Annotated in this window: 18 protein-coding genes; 7 read left to right on the top strand and 11 right to left on the bottom strand. The window is 64.1% G+C overall.

Annotation, left to right across the window (positions count from 1 at the left end):
* The first annotated feature begins 634 nt into the window (after positions 1-634).
* The gene (locus tag ACWEMY_RS06535) at positions 635-1,036 is read left to right on the top strand and encodes a hypothetical protein (RefSeq protein ID WP_452389158.1); all 402 of its coding nucleotides are present in this window, start codon (positions 635-637) and stop codon (positions 1,034-1,036) included.
* A gap of 607 nt (positions 1,037-1,643) precedes the next feature.
* Here ACWEMY_RS06535 and ACWEMY_RS06530 read toward each other — a convergent pair.
* The 6 genes from ACWEMY_RS06530 to ACWEMY_RS06505 form a co-directional block, all read right to left on the bottom strand.
* Complete coding sequence (locus ACWEMY_RS06530) at positions 1,644-2,321, bottom strand: hypothetical protein (RefSeq protein WP_452389157.1); 678 nt, start codon at positions 2,319-2,321, stop codon at positions 1,644-1,646.
* A 67-nt stretch (positions 2,322-2,388) separates the two neighbouring features.
* Positions 2,389-3,402: a hypothetical protein gene (locus tag ACWEMY_RS06525; protein ID WP_452389156.1), complete on the bottom strand. Its 1,014-nt coding sequence runs from the start codon at positions 3,400-3,402 to the stop codon at positions 2,389-2,391.
* Positions 3,403-3,427: 25 nt separating this feature from the next.
* A complete protein-coding gene (locus tag ACWEMY_RS06520; protein WP_452389155.1) occupies positions 3,428-3,994 on the bottom strand; it encodes a GNAT family N-acetyltransferase in 567 nt (188 codons plus the stop codon).
* A gap of 513 nt (positions 3,995-4,507) precedes the next feature.
* Positions 4,508-5,575 (bottom strand): flavin-containing monooxygenase, encoded by a 1,068-nt coding sequence (locus tag ACWEMY_RS06515; RefSeq protein ID WP_452389154.1) that lies wholly within the window; start codon positions 5,573-5,575, stop codon positions 4,508-4,510.
* The gene (locus tag ACWEMY_RS06510) at positions 5,572-6,795 is read right to left on the bottom strand and encodes an MFS transporter (protein WP_452389153.1); all 1,224 of its coding nucleotides are present in this window, start codon (positions 6,793-6,795) and stop codon (positions 5,572-5,574) included. Before ACWEMY_RS06510 ends, ACWEMY_RS06515 begins: the two co-directional genes overlap by 4 nt.
* Positions 6,796-6,804: 9 nt before the next feature.
* The gene (locus tag ACWEMY_RS06505) at positions 6,805-8,175 is read right to left on the bottom strand and encodes an NAD(P)-binding domain-containing protein (RefSeq protein WP_452389152.1); all 1,371 of its coding nucleotides are present in this window, start codon (positions 8,173-8,175) and stop codon (positions 6,805-6,807) included.
* A 101-nt stretch (positions 8,176-8,276) separates the two neighbouring features.
* Between ACWEMY_RS06505 and ACWEMY_RS06500 the strand changes: the two genes are divergently transcribed.
* The 6 genes from ACWEMY_RS06500 (at position 8,277) to ACWEMY_RS06475 (ending at position 12,180) form a co-directional block, all read left to right on the top strand.
* Positions 8,277-9,116, top strand: coding sequence for a helix-turn-helix domain-containing GNAT family N-acetyltransferase (locus ACWEMY_RS06500; protein WP_452389151.1), 840 nt, complete (start codon positions 8,277-8,279; stop codon positions 9,114-9,116).
* 67 nt (positions 9,117-9,183) lie between these two features.
* Positions 9,184-9,561 (top strand): ArsR/SmtB family transcription factor, encoded by a 378-nt coding sequence (locus tag ACWEMY_RS06495; protein WP_104897738.1) that lies wholly within the window; start codon positions 9,184-9,186, stop codon positions 9,559-9,561.
* Complete coding sequence (arsB, locus tag ACWEMY_RS06490; RefSeq protein WP_452389150.1) at positions 9,558-10,664, top strand: ACR3 family arsenite efflux transporter; 1,107 nt, start codon at positions 9,558-9,560, stop codon at positions 10,662-10,664. The genes ACWEMY_RS06495 and arsB overlap by 4 nt, the downstream gene beginning before the upstream one ends.
* Complete coding sequence (locus tag ACWEMY_RS06485; protein ID WP_452389149.1) at positions 10,661-11,095, top strand: arsenate-mycothiol transferase ArsC; 435 nt, start codon at positions 10,661-10,663, stop codon at positions 11,093-11,095. The genes arsB and ACWEMY_RS06485 overlap by 4 nt, the downstream gene beginning before the upstream one ends.
* A complete protein-coding gene (locus tag ACWEMY_RS06480) occupies positions 11,092-11,754 on the top strand; it encodes an arsenate reductase ArsC (RefSeq protein ID WP_452389148.1) in 663 nt (220 codons plus the stop codon). Before ACWEMY_RS06485 ends, ACWEMY_RS06480 begins: the two co-directional genes overlap by 4 nt.
* A gap of 15 nt (positions 11,755-11,769) precedes the next feature.
* Positions 11,770-12,180 (top strand): arsenate reductase ArsC, encoded by a 411-nt coding sequence (locus ACWEMY_RS06475; RefSeq protein ID WP_452389147.1) that lies wholly within the window; start codon positions 11,770-11,772, stop codon positions 12,178-12,180.
* A 300-nt stretch (positions 12,181-12,480) separates the two neighbouring features.
* Here the strand turns inward: ACWEMY_RS06475 and ACWEMY_RS06470 are convergent, their stop codons facing one another.
* The 5 genes from ACWEMY_RS06470 to ACWEMY_RS06450 form a co-directional block, all read right to left on the bottom strand.
* Positions 12,481-14,529, bottom strand: a complete 2,049-nt coding sequence (locus ACWEMY_RS06470) for an ATP-dependent nuclease (protein WP_452389146.1) — start codon at positions 14,527-14,529, stop codon at positions 12,481-12,483.
* Positions 14,530-14,748: 219 nt separating this feature from the next.
* On the bottom strand, positions 14,749-18,042 hold the full coding sequence (locus ACWEMY_RS06465) for a type I restriction endonuclease subunit R (protein ID WP_452389145.1): 3,294 nt from the start codon (positions 18,040-18,042) through the stop codon (positions 14,749-14,751).
* Entirely contained in the window at positions 18,039-19,352 is a 1,314-nt protein-coding gene (locus ACWEMY_RS06460; protein WP_452389144.1) for a restriction endonuclease subunit S, read from the bottom strand. The genes ACWEMY_RS06465 and ACWEMY_RS06460 overlap by 4 nt, the downstream gene beginning before the upstream one ends.
* Positions 19,345-20,967: a class I SAM-dependent DNA methyltransferase gene (locus ACWEMY_RS06455; RefSeq protein WP_452389240.1), complete on the bottom strand. Its 1,623-nt coding sequence runs from the start codon at positions 20,965-20,967 to the stop codon at positions 19,345-19,347. The genes ACWEMY_RS06460 and ACWEMY_RS06455 overlap by 8 nt, the downstream gene beginning before the upstream one ends.
* 40 nt (positions 20,968-21,007) lie before the next feature.
* Positions 21,008-23,128 (bottom strand): hypothetical protein, encoded by a 2,121-nt coding sequence (locus tag ACWEMY_RS06450; protein ID WP_452389143.1) that lies wholly within the window; start codon positions 23,126-23,128, stop codon positions 21,008-21,010.
* Positions 23,129-23,715 lie beyond the last annotated feature (587 nt).

Here is a 23,715-nt window from a genome sequence, read left to right as displayed (position 1 = left end):
CGAACGGGACCGCTACCGGGTGCCGTGACGCCGTGACGCGGGTTGGGTTGCAGCGGGCGAAGATCCATGAGCGGCTCCGCGACGAATCCCGACAGTGGCGACTGAACGACATCTTGCTGGCAAGCCTCGAGCGGCCACCAAAGCGTTGCGAGAGTACGAGGACTACCGGGCACGTCGCCCGGAGTACTGTCCGGAAGCGTTGTGGCAGCTCCACGTTCCCCCTCCCGAACAGTGTCATCGTTGGCGGGTCCAATTGGACTGCGGCTGCATTCGCGAGGTGCTGGCCAGATCACGCCACGAGCCCCCGCTGGGTCCGTACTTCGACCGATGCAGCCGAGGCATTCTGCTCGTAGGACAGATGGCCTGTTGTTCGGATCGGAGCGACGATGAGCACCCGCGCCACTATCAGGAGATCGTGGACTGGGTTCAGCGGAGAGAGGCGACGTTCCCGGCAGATCCTGTAGAGCCCCCTGACTACCTAGCTGACCTGTCCACTGAGAACAGCCTTTGGGAGAAGTTGCGCAGGAAAGAGCCGGTAACCCGCGCATTGTGGCAGGTCGAGCTCGCATGCGGTCACTTCGGGGAGCAGTCGGCTCCTAGCCTGGAGTGGCGTCCCGGCGACCCTCCGATCACGGTGTCCGACGAACGCGCGGCGGAGATGACTGCCGACTGGGAGGACTACTACGCGACGGAACCGCTGTCCAAATTCGACAATGAGGCTGATCGCGCTCACCGTCGGCGGATGCTCGCCCTCAAGTGGCCGGATCCGGATCCGGAGCTCGACTGCTGGCCCTGCAGCTATACCCATCAGATCGAGGCGTACGAGTACGTCGGCCCACTTGCGAAGCCCGCCGCCATGACCACCCGCAATCGCGCGGCGGCATCACCTTCGTACCGCAGTCACGGCGGACCACTGGAGTCCTACGAGTTGACATCGGCCGACCATCGCAGACAGAAGGATAGTGAAAGCATCCGGGCCGGTGTCCGGGATCGATCAGATGAGGAGGTGGCGGGCAGAGGAGGCTGCAAGCCCTGAGCTTCGGGATCGACGGGCCGCCAGGGTGACCGATGCGTGGAAGTTGATGGCCCAGCATCGGACGTGCGAGGACGAGATCGTGCAGTGGCGAGTTCGCTTGTACTGCGGCCACCTTGTGACGACGAGCCGACACTTTACGGCCGAAGAACCAACGAAGGGCGGTTCGGCGTCGATGCGGTGTCCGACCTGTGGAATGGACCCTGCGGTTCTCGTCGCGTATGAACTGGTTGATTCTGGTCCGCACCTTCTCGACGAGGCCCGTGCGGTTGTGTCGGCGCCGCCCAAGCGCCCAACCCGTAAACAGCTCGAAGCGCGGATAGCGGAGCTACAAGGGGAACTGGATTCGACGCGGCGAGATTGCGATAGTTGAGGGAGTAGGCGGGTAGCTAGTGGGCTGGTTGAAGTCCACACCTATCCGGCCAGCGAGCTAAGGCTTCGTGTCGCAGGTTCGATTCCTCGGCGGGGCGCATCGAAGAAGGGAACGCATGTGACCTGCGGCTATCTGTCGGTCAACTGATGATCGAAGCCGACTACCCCTTGTAGTTGGCCCGGTGGTGCTAGTGAGCGATCTGAACTGCTGAGTGGTCAGGGTTCAAGTCCCTCAGCTCTAACTCGTAGTCGGCGCTGGTCGCGCGCTCGGCGGAGCGATGGTCTCCGCGAGTTGTGGTTTGGCCCAGAGCGTGAGAGTCGCGATAAATCCTTCGGGCGAGGTACTGGGATAGGGAATTGACTTCCCGAGGTCAGTTGGTCGGCTCCGTGCCCGTTCGGCCAGCTTGATGGCGAGCGGCTCCATGAACGATTTCCAGATCGTATTGCGCATGAGGTAGACGTGTGCACGGAACTTCTCGGCAAGCTCCGCGTCGTCCTGCGGGCCAATCTCGGGCTGGATCACCAACCGGAGGGCGCTGGGCTCGGACGCGGCATCGATAGAAAGCAACGCGTCGACTGATTCGAACGCAGCGTCGGCGCGATGCGCGACGTGCCCGTGCCGCCACTTCATGATTGTGTCGTGGAAGTCAGAAGCGGCTGGGTCTCCTGATGCTGCGAACAGCGCGCTGAGGTCGATCTTTCGTCGCTGCTGGCTTTGCCCGACCCGGCCATAACTGACTACTGCCGACTCCCACAGGGCTCGGCGCAAGAAGAGATTCGGAGCAGTTGCTGGGGTATTGCGGCGTGCTAGCAGAACCGAGTCGGCGTGAGTGAGGTCAAGCCAAGCTGAACCCCACTTTCGGAGGACGTTTGCATCGACGCTGTCTAGTGCCACGCACTGCTCGATCGAATCCATGTTCGAATATCACCACAACCATGTCGTTAGCGGAACTGAATTTGGACCCAAAAACTGGCCGCCGCTGTCACCTTGGGGGAGGCAATACCTTTGGCTCGTTCTGCCACGCCTCGAACATTCGCAACGGGGTGTCCTCGTCCCACCGTTCGTGGGCGAACTTTCCCTCTGCTCGGCTGAGCCTGTCGGCCACTGAATCGCCGGTGTCTCCGAGCTCGATCTGCGGAGGGAACGAGCGGGGCGCAGACAGCCCCCGCACTAGCGTCGGTATCACGACGTCGGCCACGTGCCGGTGCAGATGCGTCAGCTCCGCTACCGGTCCTACGCGTACCGCACTGTCCGGGCGCTCGATCATCAACGCCGAATTCAGCTCCAGGCCAATCATCTTGCCCGGCGTAGTGGCCGCGAGCTCGGTGCCGACCTCTAATGACCTGAAGGTCAGGTCGGTGTCTTTCATGGCCACGTCCGTCGTCGTCACGATCGTTGCGGCAGCGCAGAAGCGCAGGCTGCGGTGTTTGTCGAGGTTCGAGTAGCGCTGTAGCAGCCGCAGTGGATGCTCATACTCGGCCCGGGTACCTGATAGGGCGGCCAAGCTAGTCGGCATGGATGGAACTGTTGAGATCGTGTCGGTGTAGGGCTGCAAAGACCCGACGCGGCGGGCCAGCTTGGTCTCAACGCCGAGCTCGGGGATTTTCCGCGCCACCTTGTTCTGCCAGGCCCGGAAGTCCTGTTCGGTTGCGACGACCGGCATTTCGACGGCCCGCGCGTGCTGCTCGGTGAGCTGTGTTCCGCGTTCGTTCTCCACGAGGTAGAACAGGGTGTTTTCCACCGCAGCGCGTAGGTGGTGAATGGCTTCGCTGAACAGCAGGGCAGCCAGCGGAGGTTCGGGGCGGATGCCGACCACGCGGGCCACCCACCGCCCGTCGTCCTCGTCCTGGGCGAGCTCGACGGGCCCGCTGCGGGACCAGTGCGCGGCCAGCGCGCCGAGGGCGTCTGCTGCCTGGTCTACTCGGGCCAGGCGAAACGAGACAGCTGCCAACGGTTCGGGTAGCCAATCGAGCGCACCCGCAGTGGAATCGGTCATTCCCCGATGGTTGCTCATCAACTTACTAGCGAGCGAGCGATTTCTCGTCGGCCTCGGGGGCTGTGGTGGCTGTGCTCGCCGGGTGCGCCGGGCCTGGGATTGTGAACTGCCGACGTCCACGTCCGTCCTCGGTGCCCTTGGGAAGCCCGGCCTTGGCCGTCATCGCGAGGCTGCCGGCATTAGCGGTGTCCACGACGCTTCCGAGTGTTGTCATGTCGGCGAGCAGCGGATGGTAGTACACGGCCTCGAGGATGGCGGTCCCGATGCCTGCCTTGCGCCGACCGGGTGCGACGACGAGGTTCACGCCAGCATGAAATGGCGGGCCGATCGGGTCTGCCGCGCTCTCACCTTGACCGGTGACTTGAACGCTGACGAAGCCGACCTGCTGACCAGTCGAGTCCAGGACCATCCACCGCAGTGTTGGACGCGCGATGCGGCCAGTTCCCGGCATCGATGTTCCGATGTCGGGTTCGCCGAGCAGCCGGGACAATGGGCCGAGGAAACGCTGCACCTCCTCGTCTTCCCACCACTGGTGCAATATTGCGTTGTCCAGCGGCGTGTACTCGTTCAAATCGACCAAGGGCAGCGACATTCCACCATCATCGCTCCCCATCGGCGCGGGAACGGCCACATCTACCGACTACTCCAGCTCGGGTTCCGATCATGTGCACGCGAGCCAGCGGAACTGCAAACGTCTGGCCCACCAAATGGCGAACAGTAGCGGCGTTGCCCGTGAGTCACCTGCGGGGCTGCTGTCTGTCATCCTGGTCGCCATGCGCCCGGTCGGCGTGGTGCCCGACCGTCCGTCAGTAGAACTTCTGGCGTGAGGCGGTCAGTGTTCGCAGTCGCTGTGCGCGGGCGGACTGTAGGTGGTCGCGCCGCACGCGAGGCAGGTGTGTGCGCGGTGGTGTCCGCCGATGCGCCGACACGGCATCGCGGCGACGACTGCTCGTCCTGCGCCGAGGCGGTGGCCGTTGGGGCAGAACCGCGGCGAGGGCTCTGTCCAGACCCCGAGCCTTACGTATAGTTGCGTGGATTCGCACACACGTTCGACTATAGCCCGGGTGTTGCTGGTAGGCGACACCCCGGCTATAGCGCTGCGAGGCTACAGCCCGACCTTCGCCGGTGCCCGGTTGATGTGAGCGGCCAGCGCGGTGGTGACGTGTTCGGCGTCGCGGTGGACCCCGCGCAGGGTGTTGGAGGAGAACGACCGCTGGAACTCGAGCCCCACGTACACCAGCCCGGGGTGGGTGGTGGATACCCCGGCGTTGTGGAGTGGGTATCCGTCAGCGAGGGCGCCGAGCTCGGTGAGGTAGCCGAGGTTGGGTCGGTAGCCGGTGGCGAAGAGCACGGTGTCGACCGGTTCGCGGGTGCCGTCAGCCCAGACGATGGCGTCGGTGTCGAAGCTGGCGAACATGGGTCGGCGGTTCAGGCGTCCGGTGGTGAGGGCGTGGTGGTAGTCGCCGGTGTCCATGACGAGGGTGCCGCCGACGTAGCGGATGAGCCATTCGGGTGGGAGTTGGTCGAATCCGGTGGAGACGAGCCAGTGGTGGATGTCGTGTCCGTCGCGGTGCTGGGACAAGAAGTTGATCGGGTTGTGAGTGGCCAAAGTGACCGTGGCGTGGTCGGCGAGTTCGTAAGCGACCTGCACCGCGGAGTTGCCCGCACCGACAACGATTACCCGCTGACCGGTGTAGTCCTGGGGGCGGCGGTAGTCGGCGACATGCAGGAAGTTCCCGCCGAACTGGTCTTGCCCGGGAAGTTCAGGCAGATACGGGTTGCCGAAAGAGCCGGTGGCGGCGACGATCCCGGCGGTGTGGAGCTGTTGTCCATCAGCGGTGTGGACGACGAATCCTAGATCGGGGTGGGCCTCGACGGTGGTGACGGTGGTGTTGGTGCGGATGTCGGCGTCGAGGGTTTTGGCGTAACGGCGCAGATAGTCGACGACTTCGTCGCGATGCGGGTAGTGGTCGGGATCGGCGGGAAATTCCAGGCCGGGCATGGTGCTGTGTTGGGCGGGTGAGAACAGGGTGAGGCTGTCGTAGTAGTGCGGCCAGGAGCCGACGGGATCGGGCCCGGCTTCGAGCACGACTGGGGTGAGGTGGTGGTCGGTGAGGGCGCGAGCGGCGGTGAGACCGGATTGTCCGGCGCCGATGACGAGTGCGTCGATCATGAGTGTTGTTCTTTCCGTGAGTGTTTCGGAATGGTGGTCAGTGATAGCGCGGCAGCCGCTGCGGCGGCGAGGCCGAGGATCACGAAGGTGGTGGGGTAGCCGCCCAGCCCGGTGGCCAGGGCTGTGGCGGCGAAGGGGGCCGAGGCCAAAGCGATGGTCATGGGCGCCGACAGCCAGCCGGTGAGTTGCCCGTAGTGGGCAGTGCCCCACCGGTCGGTGATCGCGGTGGCCTGTAAGAGGGTGAACACACCGCGTGCCATCCCGGAGAGCGCGGCGGCGATGGTCAATGCTGCTGCGGTGGTGAAGATTCCGAGCAGCATCGTGGTGGCCGCGATCGCGACCAGGATGATCGTGGTGCGGGCTCGTACGGTGGTGCGGGCGGCGAAGGCGCTGTAGCCGACGCGGCTGGCGACTTGCCCGACGCCACCGAGGCCCAGTGCGATCGCGGCGGTCGTGGTGGAGATTCCGCGTTCGGCCATCAACGGCACGAGGGTCACCACGACCGCGAACGAAGCGAACCCGGTGACACTCAACGCGATCGCCAGTGCGAGGAAGGCTCTGCTGCGGGCGATCGTGCCGGGGTCACCTTGATGGATGTGCTCGACTTCGGGTTCGGGGCGGTCGGGCCAGGGCAGTCGCAACCCGAACCAGTGCCCGGGAACAGTCACGATCGCAAGAATCACCGCGAGCACGAGATAGGTTGCACGCCAGTCCATGCGGGTGACCAGTGCGGCGGTCAGGGGTGCGAACACGGTGGAGGCGAGTCCACCTGCGAGGGTCAGCACGGTCAGTGCTTTCACCCGATCGGGTCCGTACCAGCGGGTCAGCGCAGCGAAAGCCGGTGGATACAGCACCGCACCCATCGCCACCCCGACCAATACCCAGCCGAGCAGAAACACCATGAGGGTTTGCGCGGTGGCCACGATGATCAGCGCGGCGACCGCGAGCGCAGAGCCCGCGGTCATCACGACTCGTGGTCCGTGGCGGTCCAGGCGACGGCCGACGAGTATTCCGGTGAGCGCGGTGAGGAGTTGTCCGGCGGAGAACACCGCTGTCAGCGCGGTGGGCGACCAACCGGTGTCGGTGGCGATGGATCCGAGCAGGACTGGGAAGGCGTAGAACAGGATTCCCCAGCTGGTGATCTCGGTGACGCACAAGACCACCAGCACCCGCCGCAACCCGGTCGCGGCGGGTGCCGTCAGTGTCGAAACAACCTGCATCGCAGTGGATCAGCGCGCAGGCGAGGAGGTCAGGGGCAGTTCCTGGATCGCGGTCGGGACGCTGAGGGTCAGCTCCTGCACTGCGGTCGGGGCCCCACAGCATCCGCCCGTGGATTCTTCGGCGGGGGCGTCGAACAGGCCGGATCCGCCGCAGACCCCGGTGTCGGGCAGGGTGAGTTCGACTCGTTGTGCGGCTTCGTGGTCTCCGGCGAGGGCGGCGACGATGGAGCGGACCTGTTCGTAGCCGGTCATCGCCAAGAACGTCGGCGCGCGGCCGTAGCTCTTCATCCCGGCCAGGAAGACTCCGGGTTCGGGGTGGGACAGTTCGGTGACTCCGTGCGGGTAGACCGTGCCACAGGAATGCGCGTTCGGGTCGATCAACGGCGCCAGCTTCGTCGGAGCCTGCAAGGTGGCGTCGAGGTCGAGACGGATTTCCGAGAGCCAGGACAGGTCCGGGCGGAACCCGGTCAGCACGATCACTTCATCGACATCGGTGACAGGGTCGCCTTCGGCGGGGATGAGCGTGAGCTGGCCCTGGTCGGCGTGTTCGACGGTCTCGGTGCGGAAACCGGTGACCACGTTGATGTGTCCGGCCTCGACCGCAGCCTGAGCGCGCAACCCGAGGGCGCCACGAGCGGGCAGTTCGTCGGCTTGCCCGCCACCGAAGGTCGATCCGATCGTGCCCCGACGCAGCAGCCACGTGATACGAGTCCCCGGGTACTCGCCGGCCAGTTCGGCGAGCACGATCAAGGCGGTGAGCGCGGAGTGTCCACTTCCGGCGACGACCACGTGGCGGCCTGCGTGGCGGGCCGCGATATCAGGGTCGGTGAGGTCGGGCACGCGATAGGAAATACGTTGCGCCGCAGCGGCTTCGCCGATAGCGGGCAGCCCGTCTCCGCCGAGCGGGTTCGGTGTCGTCCAGGTGCCGGAGGTATCGATGACCGCGCGGGCGGTGATGCGCTCCTCGCGGCCGTCGCCGGTGCGCACGTGCACGGTCAACGGTTCGCTGTCGCGTCCGGCGTCCACGACCCGGTCGCGGCCCCGGCGCGCCACACCGGTCACCTCGGTGTTGAACCGGGCCGAATCGCCGAGCGCTTCGCCGAGCGGGCGCAGGTACTGCTCGACCCACTCGGCACCGGTCGGGTAGCCCTCGAGGTCGGGTTCGGTCCAGCCCGCAGCGTCGAGCAGGGGGCGTGCGGCCGGGGCGATCAGCTCGGCCCAACGCGAGAACACCCGCACGTGATGCCACTGCGCGACAGCAGCACCGGCGTGCTCACCGCGCTCGAGCAGCAGGAACGGCAGCTCACGGCGGGAAAGCTCGGCAGCGGCGGCCAGACCGACCGGCCCAGCGCCGACGACAACTACGGGCAAGGAGTTCATGACGAACCTTCTTTCATCGATGCAGATCGATTAACTACGGCCGAGAGTATCGACTGGCATCGATGAAAGCAACCATCGATCTGCGTCGATATACTGGCCGCATGCCCATCGCTCTGCCCCAAGCCCAGGTCCTGCCGACCGGCGAAGCCGCCACCTACGCCGAGTGGTTCGCCTGCCTGGCCGAACCGGTGCGGGTGCGGCTGCTGCACGCGGTGGCCACGACCCCGAAAGGCATCACGGTCGGCGCGTTGACCGAGATCCTGGGCACGAGTCAGTCCACGACCTCCCATCACGTCCGCAAGCTTGCCGACGTGGGATTCGTGCGCCTGCACAAGGAGGGTGCCGCGACCATCGTCACCGTCAACGAGGCATGCTGCGCCGGACTGCCGCACGCTGCCGACGCGGTGATGGGCCTGCTCGCGCCGCGTCCGTGCTGCCCTGCCGACCTGCCCGCCGACGTCACCGTCCGCGCCCTGGAGCCCAGGGATTGGGCTGAGGTGCGGCGCATCTACGGCGAGGGTATCGCCACCGGCATCGCCACCTTCGAGACCGAAGTCCCCACCCGTGCCCACCTCGACAAGCACTGGTTGCCCGCCCACCGATGGGTCGCCGAGATCGACGGCCGCGTCGTCGGCTGGACCGCCGCCGCCCCGGTGTCGAGCCGCGACTGCTACGCCGGTGTCGCCGAGACCTCGGTCTATGTCGCCGACTCCCACCGTGGACGCGGCGTGGGCAAGGCGCTGCTGCACAAGCAAGTCCTCGCCGCGGACGACGATGGCTTGTGGACGTTGCAGACCTCGATCTTCACCGACAACCGCGCCTCTCTGGCCCTGCACCACAGCGCCGGATACCGCACCGTCGGCGTGCGCGAACGCATCGCCCAACGCGACGGCGTCTGGCACGACACCGTCCTGCTCGAGCGCCGCTCGCCTGTGCGGTAGGGCTCGCCCCTGGCGTTCACCGGCTGTTTGCTTGCCTCATCATATTGACATCGGTCAATATTGGCGTATGTCGAAGTCGAAGTTGGTGGTGACGCCTGTGCAGGCGTGCTCCGCCGCGCCGCTGGTGCGTGAGCCCCTGTCCGAGCCGCACGCCGTCGAGTTGGCGAGCGTGTTCAAAGCACTGTCGGATCCGGTCCGGCTGCGCCTGCTGAGCACCATCGCTTCCCGTGAAGGCCAGGAAGCCTGCGTGTGCGACCTGTCGGCCGGGATCGAGTTGACCCAGCCCACGATCTCCCATCACCTCAAGGTGCTGCGCGAAGCCGGGCTGCTCGACAGTGAACGCCGCGCCTCCTGGGTGTACTACCGGGTCGTCCCCGAAGCCCTGCAACGACTGTCGGAAGTTCTGCTCGTCGAAAGCGGCACCGCGACGGGAGTCACCGCATGAGCACGACCACCACCGAGCACCCCGCCGTCGTCGGCAAGCTGTCGACCCTCGACCGGTTCCTGCCGGTCTGGATCGGCGTCGCCATGGTCGCCGGGCTGTTGCTGGGCCGGATGATTCCCGGTCTCGGCGACGCCCTCTCGACGGTGGAGATCGACGGCATCTCGCTACCGATCGCGATCGGCCTGCTCATCATGATGTACCCGGTGCTGGCGAAGGTCCGCTACGACCGCCTCGACACCGTCACCGGCGACCGCAAACTCCTGATCAGCTCCCTGGTGCTGAACTGGGTCCTCGGCCCGGCCCTGATGTTCGCGTTGGCCTGGCTGTTGCTGCCGGACCTGCCCGAGTACCGCACGGGGCTGATCATCGTCGGTCTGGCCCGTTGCATCGCGATGGTCATCATCTGGAACGACCTCGCCTGCGGCGACCGTGAGGCCGCCGCCGTGCTCGTCGCGTTGAACTCGGTGTTCCAGGTGATCATGTTCGCCGTCCTCGGCTGGTTCTACCTCTCGGTCCTGCCGGGCTGGCTCGGCCTGGAACAGACCACCATCGACACCTCACCGTGGCAGATCGCGAAATCGGTGCTGATCTTCCTCGGTATCCCGCTGCTGGCCGGTTTTTTGACCCGCCGTTTCGGTGAACGCGCCAAGGGCCGCGAATGGTACGAATCCAGCTTCCTGCCCAAGATCGGGCCGTGGGCGCTGTACGGGCTGCTGTTCACCATCGTGATCCTGTTCGCCCTGCAAGGTGAGCAGATCACCTCTCATCCCCTCGATGTGGTTCGTATCGCGATCCCGCTGTTGGCCTACTTCGCGATCATGTGGGGCGGCGGCTACGCCATGGGTGCGGCACTCGGCCTCGGTTATGAGCGCACCACCACCCTCGCCTTCACCGCTGCGGGCAACAACTTCGAACTCGCCATCGCGGTCGCGATCGCCACCTACGGCGCCACCTCCGGCCAAGCCCTCGCCGGTGTCGTCGGCCCGCTCATCGAAGTACCGGTGCTCGTCGGGTTGGTTTATGTCTCCCTCGCGCTGCGCAAGCGATTTCGGCCCACGACCACCGCGGTCGCCAGGACCGAAGAAGGGGTGACACAGCGGTGAGCACAACTCCGTCCGTGCTGTTCGTGTGCGTCAAGAACGGCGGCAAATCCCAGATGGCCGCTGGACTGATGCGTGCCGTCGCCGATGGTCGAGTCGAGATCCATTCCGCCGGAACCGAACCCGGAACCTCGATCAACACCCTGTCGGCACAGTCACTGCTCGAAGTCGGCGTCGACATCCGCGCCGAGATCCCCAAACCCATCGACCCGGCCCTGCTCCGCTCGGTCGACCTGGTCGTCACCCTCGGCCGTGAAGCCCACGTCGAACCGGTCGAGGGCGTGCGAATCATCAACTGGGACACCGACGAACCCTCCGAACGCGGCATCGACGGCATCGAACGTATGCGCTTGGTCCGCGACGACATCGCCGCCCGCGTCGAGAACCTGCTCACCGAACTCACCACACCCGCCGAGCAACGGACACACCCATGAGCGACAGCCCACTCGCCCCCACTCGCCACGACCTGACCATCGACCAGCAGCTCGCCCTGAAAACCGCCGCCACCCACCTGCAGCGCGAGTTCGACGGCACCTTCGGCGTCAAGACCATCGAACGGTTCCTGCACTCCTCCTACGACCAGTTCGCCGGACGCGCGACCGTGGTCAACTATCTGCCGCTGCTGGCCGAACGCTTCGCCCGCCAACGCCTACACGCGCTGGCCCGTGTCGAAGGCAAAGCCCACACCGGCACCCCAACAGTGCTGTTCCTGTGCACCCACAACGCCGGACGCTCCCAAATGGCCCTCGGGTTCTTCACCCACCTCGCCGGGGCCCGCGCGGTGGCCTGGTCCGGTGGCAGCGAACCCGGCGACGAGATCAACCCCGCCGCGATCGCCGCGATGGCCGAGGTCGGCATCGATATCACCACCGAGTTCCCCAAACCGTGGACCGAGGAAATCATCCAAGCCGCCGACGTCGTCATCACTATGGGCTGCGGCGACGCCTGCCCGCTCTACCCCGGACGCTGCTACGAGGAATGGGACCTCGACGACCCCGCCGACCTCGACATCACCGCCATCCGCCCCATCCGCGACGAGATCGAAACCCGCGTCCGGCTCCTGCTCACCGAACTCGACCTCCCCGCCAACTGAAAGGCACCGCCCCACATGACCACCAAGCCCAGCGTGTTGTTCGTCTGCGTCCACAACGCCGGACGCTCCCAGATGGCCGCCGGATTCCTCACCCACCTCGCCGGCGAATCGATCGAAGTCCGCTCCGCCGGGAGCGCCCCTGCCGAGACGATCAACCCGTCCGCAGTGGAGGCGATGGCTGAACTCGGTATCGACATCTCCGACCAGAAACCGAAGATCCTCACCTACAACGCGGTAGAAACCTCCGACGTCGTGATCACAATGGGGTGCGGCGACACCTGCCCGGCCTTCCCGGGCGTCAGCTACCGCGACTGGGTCCTGGAAGACCCCGCAGGCAAGGGAGTCGAGTCTGTGCGGCCGATCCGCGACGAGATCAAGACCCGCGTGGAAGCCCTCGTCTCCGAGCTGTTGCCGACGCGCGCCTGACGAAGCCCCGCACACGGCCAACCCGATCGAGCCTCGTGCCACGACAACCAGGGCGAGGGAACCCCGCCCGTGTTCACCGCGCGCTCGGTACCGCCGCTTGTCTCCTGACGCCGACTACCACTGAAACAGCCGGTGGTACCGAGTAATTGACTCGGTACCACCGGCTGTTCGCTGTGTGTTGTGCGCGCAGGGTGGGGGTACGTCTATTGGTGATCTGAAATGTTGTCCAGATCCCGACCAGGCCGCTGATTGCAGCGGGTCAGAGTAATCCCGAAGTCGCCCTGTGCCATGTACAGGTGGTTAGCTGGGTAGCATGCTGTTAAGTGTGGTGAAGAGCTTCTCGGCTCGGTCGAGCGTGCCTTTGTTCAACTTCGGTACGAGGTCTTCTTGCTCCCGAAGCAGTTTCGCGGCTGGCTTGTAGTGGGAGAAGTTTCCGTTGGCGATGTCGTTGTCGCGGAAGTATTTCTCGATCTGACGGACAATTCTGGGGTCGTTCGGATTGAGGTCTGATTCACTGATCGGAGGGCTGAGGTGGTTGTCGTAGGCGCTGTTGACGAGATCGATGAAGAAGTTTGCCTCGAAGAGGTCTTCGATATCGGCATCTTTGGTGCCGGTGACTTGACCGATTTCGACAAGGCCGCCGTTAGCGAGCTGGGCGTTGTCGCGTAGGCGTTTGACCGCGCCGAGATCTTTGGTGCTCGAATCGGCCAACACCGCGACGTTAATCTTGTTGGCGCCGAGAAGGGTGACGAAGGTTGAGAGTTTGCCTGAGCCGCCGATCGGCGTTTTCACCCAGCGCGGATCCAAGCCGATTCGTCCTTGCTCGGTGAGTGCGTCGGAGAGGATATCGAGATAGATCAGGTCGCTCGGACCCTCAAGGAGCAGAGTGTGTTCGCCGATGAACAGGCTTTGCGTCATGTCTATGCCCATCGCCGCATAGAGAGGGAAGGCGGTGTCCTCGTCTGCCTTAAAGACCTCGGCGGAGACCTTGGTGCCGACGTCGTCCTGGTCGATGACTGTCCGTGCGCGTTGCAGGTGTTCGGCGGAGACCATGAACGGTGAATGTGTTGTGTAGAGGACTTGATGTTTGGGTGCCAGTCCCTCGTCGATCAGCCGAAGGAGATCGGCTTGGGCGCGGCCGTGCAATGACAATCCAGGTTCGTCCAACAAGAGGATGAGGTCCTGTTCGGCGGCCTCTTCGAGCTGTGTGAAGTAGGCGAGGAAGGAGAAGAACCATACGAACCCGCGAGAGCGTTCGTCGAAGGGGACCGATGCTCGATGCCGCAAGTTATTGACGCGGATTTGCAGAATTGGCCCCTCGTTCAATGGGGCGGGAGCACCCTTTTCGGGCTGTCCGTAGATATGCAGTTCGACTGCCAGTTGTTTGTTCTGTGACCAATATTTGAATACTTCGTCGGAGATGCCGCCACTGGCGTTCTCAAGTTCGCGAACAAGATATTCGTGATTGTCGCTGGTGTTGAAGTCTTCGAACTTTGCCCCAGCCATGCCGAGTAGACTCTGTAGCGCCTGCTCTCCGCGGCTGATATCCAACCCGTCACGACGACGAATCAGGTCCGGGATCGAAACCTTGCCCGGCATTGAGTCGTAGTCGTCGAAATAGACAAATTTCGGAACTTTCGGGAACAGGATGCTGTTCAAGCATGAGTCTGCGGTGGCTCCCCATTCGTCCAATTTTTTGAGAAGCTCGGTCGCTGCGGTTGGGCGGTCGGGTAGACCTTTCAATGCCTCGATGAAATCCTCGATGGTGCTGGGGGATCCGACTGCCTCACGGGAGGTGGGGTCGAGGTTCTCGATTAGGTAGGTGACCATCTTATGTTCGTCATGTTCGATACTCAGATAACCGCGTCCCCTGTATCCCTTTTTGAGTGTGAGGTGGCGGCTGATAAGAGCATCCTTGCCGAAGTGTTCGGTGACGAGGTCGGCTTCGGCGTCGGAGAGTTCGAACGTCGCTTCGACGGCGGGTATGAACCCCTTTGTGGTCTTCCGGTCCCTCGATCGCTTTGCGGGGAAGTCGATGGTCTCATCGAACTTCGCCGAAGCTTCGACAGGGTTCAGACGGTAGAGGGCCCGAAGGGTCGCGGTCTTGCCGGATTCGTTCTTGCCGATCAGGCATGTGACGTCCGGCTCGACGTGGAACACTCCGGAGTCTTCGACCGACCGGTAGTTGAGGACGTGGGCATTTATCAGTTTCACGCGCGCTACTTCCTTCGCCAGGGTGCGCCGACGCTGCTGGAATGGACTGTGAAGCGCCTGGATCGTTGGGTTGTGCCTGTCGACGACCGGGCCTTCCAGGGAGACCTCCCGACACCACCTCGGATAGTCCCCCACCCTTGTTCCTCATGCTCGACCACCGAGTGTTCAGTGACCCAGAAATCCTAGCTGCGTCGACCGACAGGACCGAGCGGATTCTGTGCGCTGTCAGGCTACTTGATACCGTCGATCGCCTGTTCGATCCAGGCGGTCAGCACGGAGGAGGCAGTGCTATCGCCAGTGGCGGAGAACGCCCCTGTGCGACCGTTCTGGAGAGCCGGACCAGCGGTACCAGAATCAAGATCCCGCTGTTCCGTCCTGCGACCATTCGTTGGCGAAGTGCTCCATCTGCTTCAGCACCAGCTCGATGGCCTTGGGTGCCTGCTCGGGCGGATATCCCCGGCGGGCCAGAAGGCGCCTGATTGTGGAGCGGAGCTTCGCGCGGACCGGTTCGCGGGAGACCCAGTCCTTCTTGGCCTGCTTTCGGACTTCCGCGACCAGTTCGCGAGCGATGCCCGCCAGAACCTCATCCCCCATCACCTCTCGAGCGCTGCCCAGGTCTGCCACGGCGTCGTAGAAGGCGAGCTCGTCGCTGGTCAGAGTGGGATCGAACTGGTTGCCACGTTCGGCGTCGTTCCTGACTTCCTTCGCCATCGCGACCAGCTTCGCGATGATCTCCGCACTGGTCAGCTGCTGGCGCATGTACTTGACCATGAGATCTTGTAGACGCTCCGAGAAGGTCGTCTGACGCACGATGTTGTGCCGGGTAACCTCGCGCATCTTCTGCTCGACGAGCCGACGCAACGCCTCGGCGACCAAGTGCGGTGTCTCGCTGTTCTGGAGCCGGGAGACAACGGCGTCGGTGAGGTGGGTGAGGTCGGCCGTCTCAAGGCCAGCTTCGGCGAACAGGTCTGTCACACCGCCGGTCTCAACAACAGCCGAGGTGAGCTGGGACAGGTACAGCTCGACATCGCGGGCGATGGGCAGACCGCGGGCTTCCCTGTCCATCGCGTCGAGCTTCGCCATGTACGCGCGGACCTCTACGAGAAACTGAATGTCCCTCTTCCATTGCGGCTGGTCCGGGAAGCGAGAGGAGATGTCGGCCGAGGAACCAGCGAGCGCGTGGAAGCGCTCCAACCGGTGGGCGTGGTCGCGGAATCGGCGGCTGAGGGTGTCATTGGGGTTGTCGAGCTTCTCGGGGTTATTGCCGGGAGTTGCCGGGTTGCGAAGGTAATTCGCGGTGCGCAGCGCCGCGTCGATGAATGCCGTGCGGCTGGGCAGGGCGAGCCGCTGACGCCAGTCCCAGCCGCGAAGCATGTCGTCGAGGATGTCGTACTCGTTGCGGAGCTCGTCCAGGGCGCGGTCGATGTCCTGGCCCAGGGTGCGGTCCTCCTGGTCCGCATCCGAGTATTCGGCGATCGCCTTCTGCAGATTCTCGGTCAGCGGTGCGTAGCCGACGAGAAGACCGTCCTCCTTGCCGCGGAAGCGCCGGTTGACGCGGGCGAGGGCCTGCATCAGGTTGGCACCCCTGAGGGGGCGGTCCAAGTACATCGTGTGGACCGGCGGAGCGTCGAAGCCGGTTAGAAGCATGTTGTTGACGATGAGGAGTTCGAGCTCGTCGTCGGGATCCGTCGCTCGGTTGATAACGGTCTTACGCTGCGAGTCCCGTAGGGCATGGGCACGCAGGTGCGCCGCGTCTTTGCGGGAGTCCGAGGAGAACACGATCTTCATCGCGCCCTTGTCGATCTCGTCGCTGTGCCACTCTGGGCGCAGTTCACGCAGCGCGTCGTATACCCGCACGCAGATGTCACGGGTGGCGCACACGATCATCGCCTTGCCGGTCGCGCCGTTCGGCTTCTCGGATACGCCGACGAACGGCTGCATCCGTGCCCGCCTGGCCTCCCAGTGCTCGACCAGGTCGCGGGTTAGGTCGCGTATCCGGGCCGGTGCGCCGTACATGGCGTTCATGGTGGCGACGGCCTGCTCGATGCGGCGGCGTTCGGTGTCGTCGAGGCCGTCGGTGATCCGGTCGGCTTCCTCGTCGATGGTGGTGGGGTCGACGTCGTGGTCGAGGACGAGTTGGACGACGCGGCTCTCGTGGTAGACCTTCACGGTCGCGCCGTCGTCGGCGGCCCGCTTGAGGTCGTAGACGTCGATGTGGTTACCGAAGACTTCGCGGGTGTTGCGGTCGGCCTCGGAGATCGGGGTGCCGGTGAAGGCGAGGAGTGTGGCGTGCGGGAGTGCGTCGCGCAGGTGGCGGGCGTAGCCGTCGAGATTGTCGTAGTGGCTGCGGTGGGCTTCGTCGACTACAACAATGATGTTGCGTCGGTCGGAGAGCAGCGGGTGGTCGACGCCCGACTCCTTCTCTTCCTTGGTGCGGCCGAACTTCTGCAGGGTCGTGAACAGAATGCCGCCGGTGCGCTTCGCGGCTAGTTCTTCGCGTAGTTCGGCACGGGTTAGGACCTGGCGGGGCTTTTCCGGGAGGATTTCGCTCTCCAGGAAGGTGGTGTACAGCTGGTCGTCGAGGTCGTTGCGGTCGGTGATGACGACGATCGTGGGGTTGTGCAGCATCGGGTCACGGCCGACGAGGTTGGTGGTGAGCACCATCTCCTCGGACTTGCCCGAACCTTGGGTGTGCCAGACCACGCCGGCCTTGCCGTCGGTCGCCGCAGCCTTGCGCACAGCCTCGGCGGCGCGGGTGACGGCGAAGTACTGGTGCGGCTTGGCGATCCGCTTCATCCGCTTCGACGGTACGAAGTTGATGAAGGACTGGACAAAGGTGAGGAAACGGTGCTGGTCGAACAGGCCATGTAGGGCGAGGTTCTGACCCGACTGGGTCAGGCCGTCGGCCTCTAGGGGGACGATGCGTCTGCCTGTGTCATCCGTGTTCCATGGGGCGAAGTGTTCGTACGGGGTGAAGGGTGTGCCGTACTTGGCGGTGACGCCGTCGGAGAGCAGCACAATCGCGTTGTAGCGGAAGGCAGTTGGGAACTCTTCCATGTACCAGCTGATCTGCGCGTGCGCGTCTTCGAGCTTGACGTCTTCGTCTCCGGCGCGCTTCAGCTCGATGACGGCCAAGGGGAGGCCGTTGACGTACAGGACGAGATCGAAGCGGCGGTTCTTCTCGCCGTCGATGACGGTGACCTGGCGGACAGCCCGATAGGTGTTCTTGTCCCGGTCGGCCAGGTCGACAATACGAACGGTGGGGTTGTGCTGAGCCCCGAACTCGTCGGTATAGGTGACCGACCGGATGCCGTCCGTCAGGTAGCCGTGGGCGGTCCGGTTCTCCTCATACGCGTCCTGCGACGTGGGAGTCGAGGCGCTGGTGAGGGCATTGCGAACGGCGTCCGGAGGGAGGTCAGGGTTGAGCCGCTCGATGGCGTCGCGTAGGTCGGAATAGAGGATTAGATCGTCCCAGGAGGCACGGTGGCCGGAATTGGGGGCGAGCTCGTTGCCCTCGTTCTTGAACCAAGCCAGTCTCGCCAATTCGTCGAGGGCCAAGTGTTCCCAATCTATTTCCAGGGGGCGAAAGTTGGTGTATGCGAAGTTATCGGCCGCGTTCTTACCCGCTGCGTCGGAGCCGTCTGTCATACGTGGTCCTCGATAATTTTCTCCGCGTCCTTGACGCGGAGGCGGCCGGACACTAGGTGGGGGAGGAGGGTGTCGCGCAGGGTGGAGATTATCCGCACTTCACGTAGGGATGCCGTGGCGCTCTCATCAAGCGGAGTAAGAGTCCGACTCATCTCGTTACGTACAGCCTGTGGAGGAATGACGACCGGTACGTCCCCGAGGATCTTGGTGTTGAGGTTTGGCATTGTGGCACCGACGGCATGCCGGACAATCCAGTCTTGGATCTCTGGCTCGCTGAGGTAGTGGCTCAAAAACAGCGGATCGATCGAGTCTCCGCTCCGGACCCGGAGGCACCCTGTGCCACAGAGCCAACCCGACTCGCGCGCCCGAATCAAGGATCGGCGACGTACATCACCGCGCCGCGAGTAAACAATGTCCCCTTCCTTGAGGAGATATTTCGAGAGCCGGTTCGCGTCATTCTCCGAAATTCGCGCAATGGCTTTCTCGCTGATGGCATTATCGCCAATATTCTGCGGCATGACGCTGGGGACTCCCTCATCGACATAGTCAGCGGCGTGCAGCTGGCTACCGAACGGCCCCGTCTGGATCGACCCACCACCGTCTCTGCACAGCTCCCCCAGTGTGGTGCGGGTCCAATCAGCGTCTAGCACCTCCAAAGAGTCCACCAGAGAGTCGACCGGGGAGGATTCCCACATTGCCCGCATCAACTCGCGTGACAGTCTGGAACAAACCGCCGCGATGCGCTCGTTGACGGTGATCTTGTCATCCAGCGCCCCGAGCGCGGCGGCAATAGCCTTCTGTTCCCCGGGGGTGGGAAGCGCAAGCGGTACAGCGCCCAGAATCTGTGTGTTTAGGTTCGGCATTGTGGCACCTACAGCATGGCGGAAAATCCAATCACGAATTTCAGGGTGCCCCAGAAAATACGTCAAGAATCGCGAGTTTACGCCGGTATTAGGACGCACGCGCAGGCAACCTGTACCGCAGAGCCACCCTTCTTGCTGGGCGTTAACCAATGCTCGACGGCCCACATCTCCACGCCTCGAATACACGATATCGCCTTCGCGAAGCAGGTATTTCGACAGGCGACGAGCGTCAACAGAAGTGATGCGGGCAATGTTTTCATCACGGATGACATTGTCTCCAATGTGCTGAGGCATAACGCTGGGAACGCCGATCGGAACGTAGTCAGACGCGTGTAACTCACTGCCGAATGGTCCGGTCTGTATACCGCCGCCGCCATGGGCGCAGGCTTCCCCCAAAGTGGTTATCTTCCACGTTGATGGGACGTTGAAAAGGAATTCGTCAGTCATTGAAAGCCTCCAGATTCTCCCGCACCGTATTTGCCAATTCCTCCGATTGGTCAAAGAGTGCATACAGTTCATCTTTCAGCTTCGCGATGCTTGCCGCGACAGCTTCCGTATCTTCGCCTTCGGACTCCATCGCGCCTACGTAACGCCCTGGTGTAAGCACGTATCCGTGTTGCCGTACCTTTTCGAGGTTCGCTGAAAGGCAGAAGCCCGCCTCGTCCTCGTACGAGAGTCCTTCGTCGCGGGCCGACTTGGTACCCCGCCACGCGTGGTACGTGCTCGCGATCTTTTTGAGGTCAGTCGGCGTCAGGATGCGCTCCGTCCGGTCCTCCATCTCGCCCATCCCCCGGGCATCGATAAAGAGGACCTCGCCCCGGCGGTCGTCCAAACGCCGCGCCCCCTGCGGAGACTTGTCCTTGGACAGGAACCACAGGCATGCCGGGATCTGCGTCGTGCGGAACAACTGAGACGGCAGCGCGACCATGCACGCAACCAAGTCCGCCTCGACCAATGCTTTGCGTATTTCGCCCTCACCGCTAGACTGGGAACTCATCGATCCGTTCGCGAGGACGACGCCCGCCGTGCCCCGTTCGCCGAGCTTGCTCACAACGTGCTGCAGCCACGCATAGTTCGCATTGTTCTTCGGCGGGACGCCGTACTTCCAACGCGGATCGGACTCTTTCCGAGCCCAGTCCTTAATGTTGAACGGCGGGTTGGCCATCACGAAGTCAGCCTTGAGGTCCGGGTGTTTATCGTCGTCGAACGTGTCGCCCCAGCGCGCCGCGAGGTTCCCGTCGATCCCGTGGATCGCGAGGTTCATCTTGCCCAGGCGCCAGGTGCGTTCGTTCAGCTCCTGCCCGTACACCGCAATGTCGGACTTGTGCCCGCGCCCCCGGTGCGCCTCGATGAACTTGCCAGCCTGGACGAACATGCCGCCCGAGCCGCATGCCGGGTCGTACACCCGGCCCTCGTAGGGTTCCAGGACCTCTACGAGGAGCTGGACCACCGACCGCGGCGTGTAGAATTCGCCGCCGCGTTTGCCCTCAGCGCGGGCGAAGTTGCCGAGGAAGTACTCGTACACCTCACCGAGAATGTCCTGAGCAGGCTTGTCCCCGGAGCCCCCGAAGCGGGCGTCGCTTATGAGGTCTACGAGTTCGGCCAGTCGCTTCTGGTCGACGTTGTCGCTGTTGAAGATCTTGGGGAGGACGCCGGTTAGCGCGGCGTTCTCACGCATGATCGCGTCCATGGCCTCGTTGAGGAGCAGGCCGACTCCCTTGGCTTTAGCGTTCGCCGCAATCCAAGACCAGCGGGCGGTCTCGGGGACCCAGAAGACGTGTTCGCCGGTGTATTCGTCCTTGTCCTCAAGGAGTTCGGCCCGGCGATCTTCCTCGATACCCTCGTCTGCCAGCTCCTTGGCGAGCTGCTCGCGGCGCTCATCGAAGGCATCCGAGATGTATTTGAGGAAGATCAGTCCGAGGACGAATTCCTTGTACTGCGCTGCGTCCATGGAGCCACGCAGCTTGTCGGCGGCCTTCCAGAGGATGTCCTGGATCTCCTTGGGCGTGGATGAGGTGAACAACTCCGCCTGTGCGGCGGGCTTCTTCTTGACGGGAGGCATGACGGTCTTCGTCTCCTTCAACTGCTGAGGTTGGCGCGGGTCAGTTCGACGGTGCGTTGAGAGTGAGGGTGCCGTCGGTGAGGCCGTCGGCAGTGAGGCGGACGAGGTCGTCCAAGGCTGCGGTCTGCTGGCGTAGCAGGGCGGTCCGTCGGCTTATCTCGGCGAGCAATGCGTCATAGTGTTCTGCCTCCACTGCTTCCAGGTCGGGGATGAGCAGGTCTTCAATGGGGTGGGCTGCGCGTACGGCTCCGCTGGCTCGGCCGTGTTCAGCTGCGGCGGAGCGCAACAGTGCGGCCAGAACACGAGGGCGTACAGGGCGTCCGGGGTCACAGTCCTGCCGTGCGCGCAGAATGCGTGCCGGGTAGGCGACCACGGACAGGCCCTCTTCGTCGACGTGCGCGCCGAAGGAGGGGTTCGCGGTCACCACGATGTCGCCGGGCTCGGTGAACTCGGCGTGTTGGTAGACCGTGAGCAGTACCGAGCGGTCGATACGTCGGCCGCCGACGGGTGCTGCCCCGGTGACCTCGGCGGAGGTGAGTACGGGGTAATGGCCGTCGGTTGTGATGTGCTCGGCTGCGATGCGGTGGCCGGGGAGGCGGCGCAGGCGGCGCTCTTTGAGGAGGCGAGCGACGGTGGTGCCGCGTACTGGGTGGTTTTCCGGGCGGAGCATTGCACGGGTTCGGATCGGATTGCTCTGATCTGCACGGTCTTGCTCACGCAACTGCTCGATGGTCAGCTCCAGTTCGGAGATTTGTGCCGGGCGTTCTTCAACCTTCTGGGTGTAGCGGTTCGCATTCGATCGGTGCTGAGGTGTCAGTGCTGTGCCGGGCTGGAGGTGAAGGACCGGAACGAGCGCCGCATGGCGAGGTTCGTGTCGGCGGTCTGCGCGCCAGCCCGCGGCGTGAAAGACGTGGATCTCCTCGACGATGGTGTCGAGGGTGGCGGTGGTGATCGGTTCAGCGGTGAGGTCGGACATCAGCACGAGACCGTGGCGATCTAGCTTCGGCGTACGGGATAGGACCCAGATCGCGGTGCGGTAGGCGGGGCGGTGGGGGTAAACCCCATCGGGCAGGCCGATCACGGCTTTGAGCAGGCCCTCAGCGAGGAACCAGCTCCGCAGGCGATCAGCTTCGCCCAGGGCCGGCAGCGCGTGGACGAGAGCATCGGCCGGACCCAGGATCACCGCAGTGCGGTCGGCCGACAGAAGGTCGGCCAGGTTCTGGATGTGCTCGAGGACGGACAGCGCGGTGCGGGTTTCGGCCGCCTCGTACGGGAGTGCGCAAACCAGAGCATGCGGGTCACCCCATTCGTCCGTGTCAGGCTCGACTCCTTCCACTACATCCAGGCGGAATTCGTACACCCCGCGCACGAGCATGCGGCGGCGCACCAACCGAACCAGAGCCGGATCCGGATCAGCGGCGACGTAAAGGTACTCATCGTCGGAGGAGTTCTCTGCGTGCAGTATCGAGAGGAGGTCTCCTGAGCGGGCGTAGGGCACAGCGATGACGGCCTCCTCCGCGAGTTCGGCCGTGAGAGCGAGGCGGGCAAGAGTGCGGGCGACGGCCGGGGCGTACTCGTCTGCGACGTGGGCGTCGGAACCGAGTCGTCGGCGGGAATCAAGCACCCAGTCGAAGGCTTCGGCCGGTGCGTAGGCGGCCTCGGTCAGTTCATCAGCGAGCGTGGCGAGCGCCGGGCCGATACGATCCGCATCCGGCACGGCGCGTAGCTCGCTCAGCAGGAAAGTGTCATCCGGGTCGAGGCCCTCGGCGCGCTCGACGAGGGCCGACCAGTCTGCACTGCCGCTCACGGGTGCCTCCAGCTGCTGACGCAGGCAGATCAGCGAGGTCAGGGCGTCCACAAGGATCCGGGCAGGTACTCGTCGGCTCCATCCAGACAGCGTGTGCAGTGCCAGTTCGGCGCGCAGTTGGCGGGCATCGGTGTTGCCGTGCCCGGTGGCCACCAGCCAGTCGACTACGGCCGCGCCGTCGAAGAGCGGGCTGGTGCCCTCGTGGTCTAGAGGTGCGGGGAAGTCGCTGTGTCGACGCGCCCAGGTCGTGGGGACGGGGCGTTTTACCTGGGCCATTGCCGCGATCTCGGCATAGGAGACCAGTCGGGGTTCTGTGTCCGACAGCCGGGGATCAGCAGCGTTCTCTGCAGGCATCTCGGCTCACCCCTTCCCGTCATTGAGTTTGGATTCTCAGTCGATCGCTAACCGGACTCTATCGCGCAGGCCTCATACACACGGAAAACCTCTTGATAAAAGGGGTTATCAGCAATTTGCATCGACAATTGCCGTGCATGGGCGCATCGTGATCTCGCACCGCACACCGAGCGAGGAGGTCACCATGAGCGGACATCGCACCCGCGGTCCCTGTCGGCAGTACCCGCCCCGTTTGGCTGCGGTCCGCCGAAAGCTTGACCTCCACACCGGAGCGGATGTGGCACAGCTGCCACCGCTGGTTCGCATCGCTCGGTGTGGGTCGGGGAAGTTGAAGTACTTCACCTTTGCCGACGCCGACCTCGCGCTCGCCGGGATCGACACGTCGAACCCCAACAGGCGCGAACAGCGGGTCTATCCATGCCCACTGTGTCAAGGCTGGCATCTGACCAGCCAGGACCGACGTGGTCGGGCAGCAACGGAATAGCCAGGCTAAGATCCCCTAACGGGTTCGGTCATGTAGCGGTGAGACCCGCTGTCGTGCAGGATGTTTCGTCGTGGCAGCACCCTGGATCGTAGATGACGAGTTG

Source organism: Nocardia sp. NPDC004415, assembly GCF_053602435.1.
This window is presented reverse-complemented; position numbering and strand designations above follow the sequence as displayed.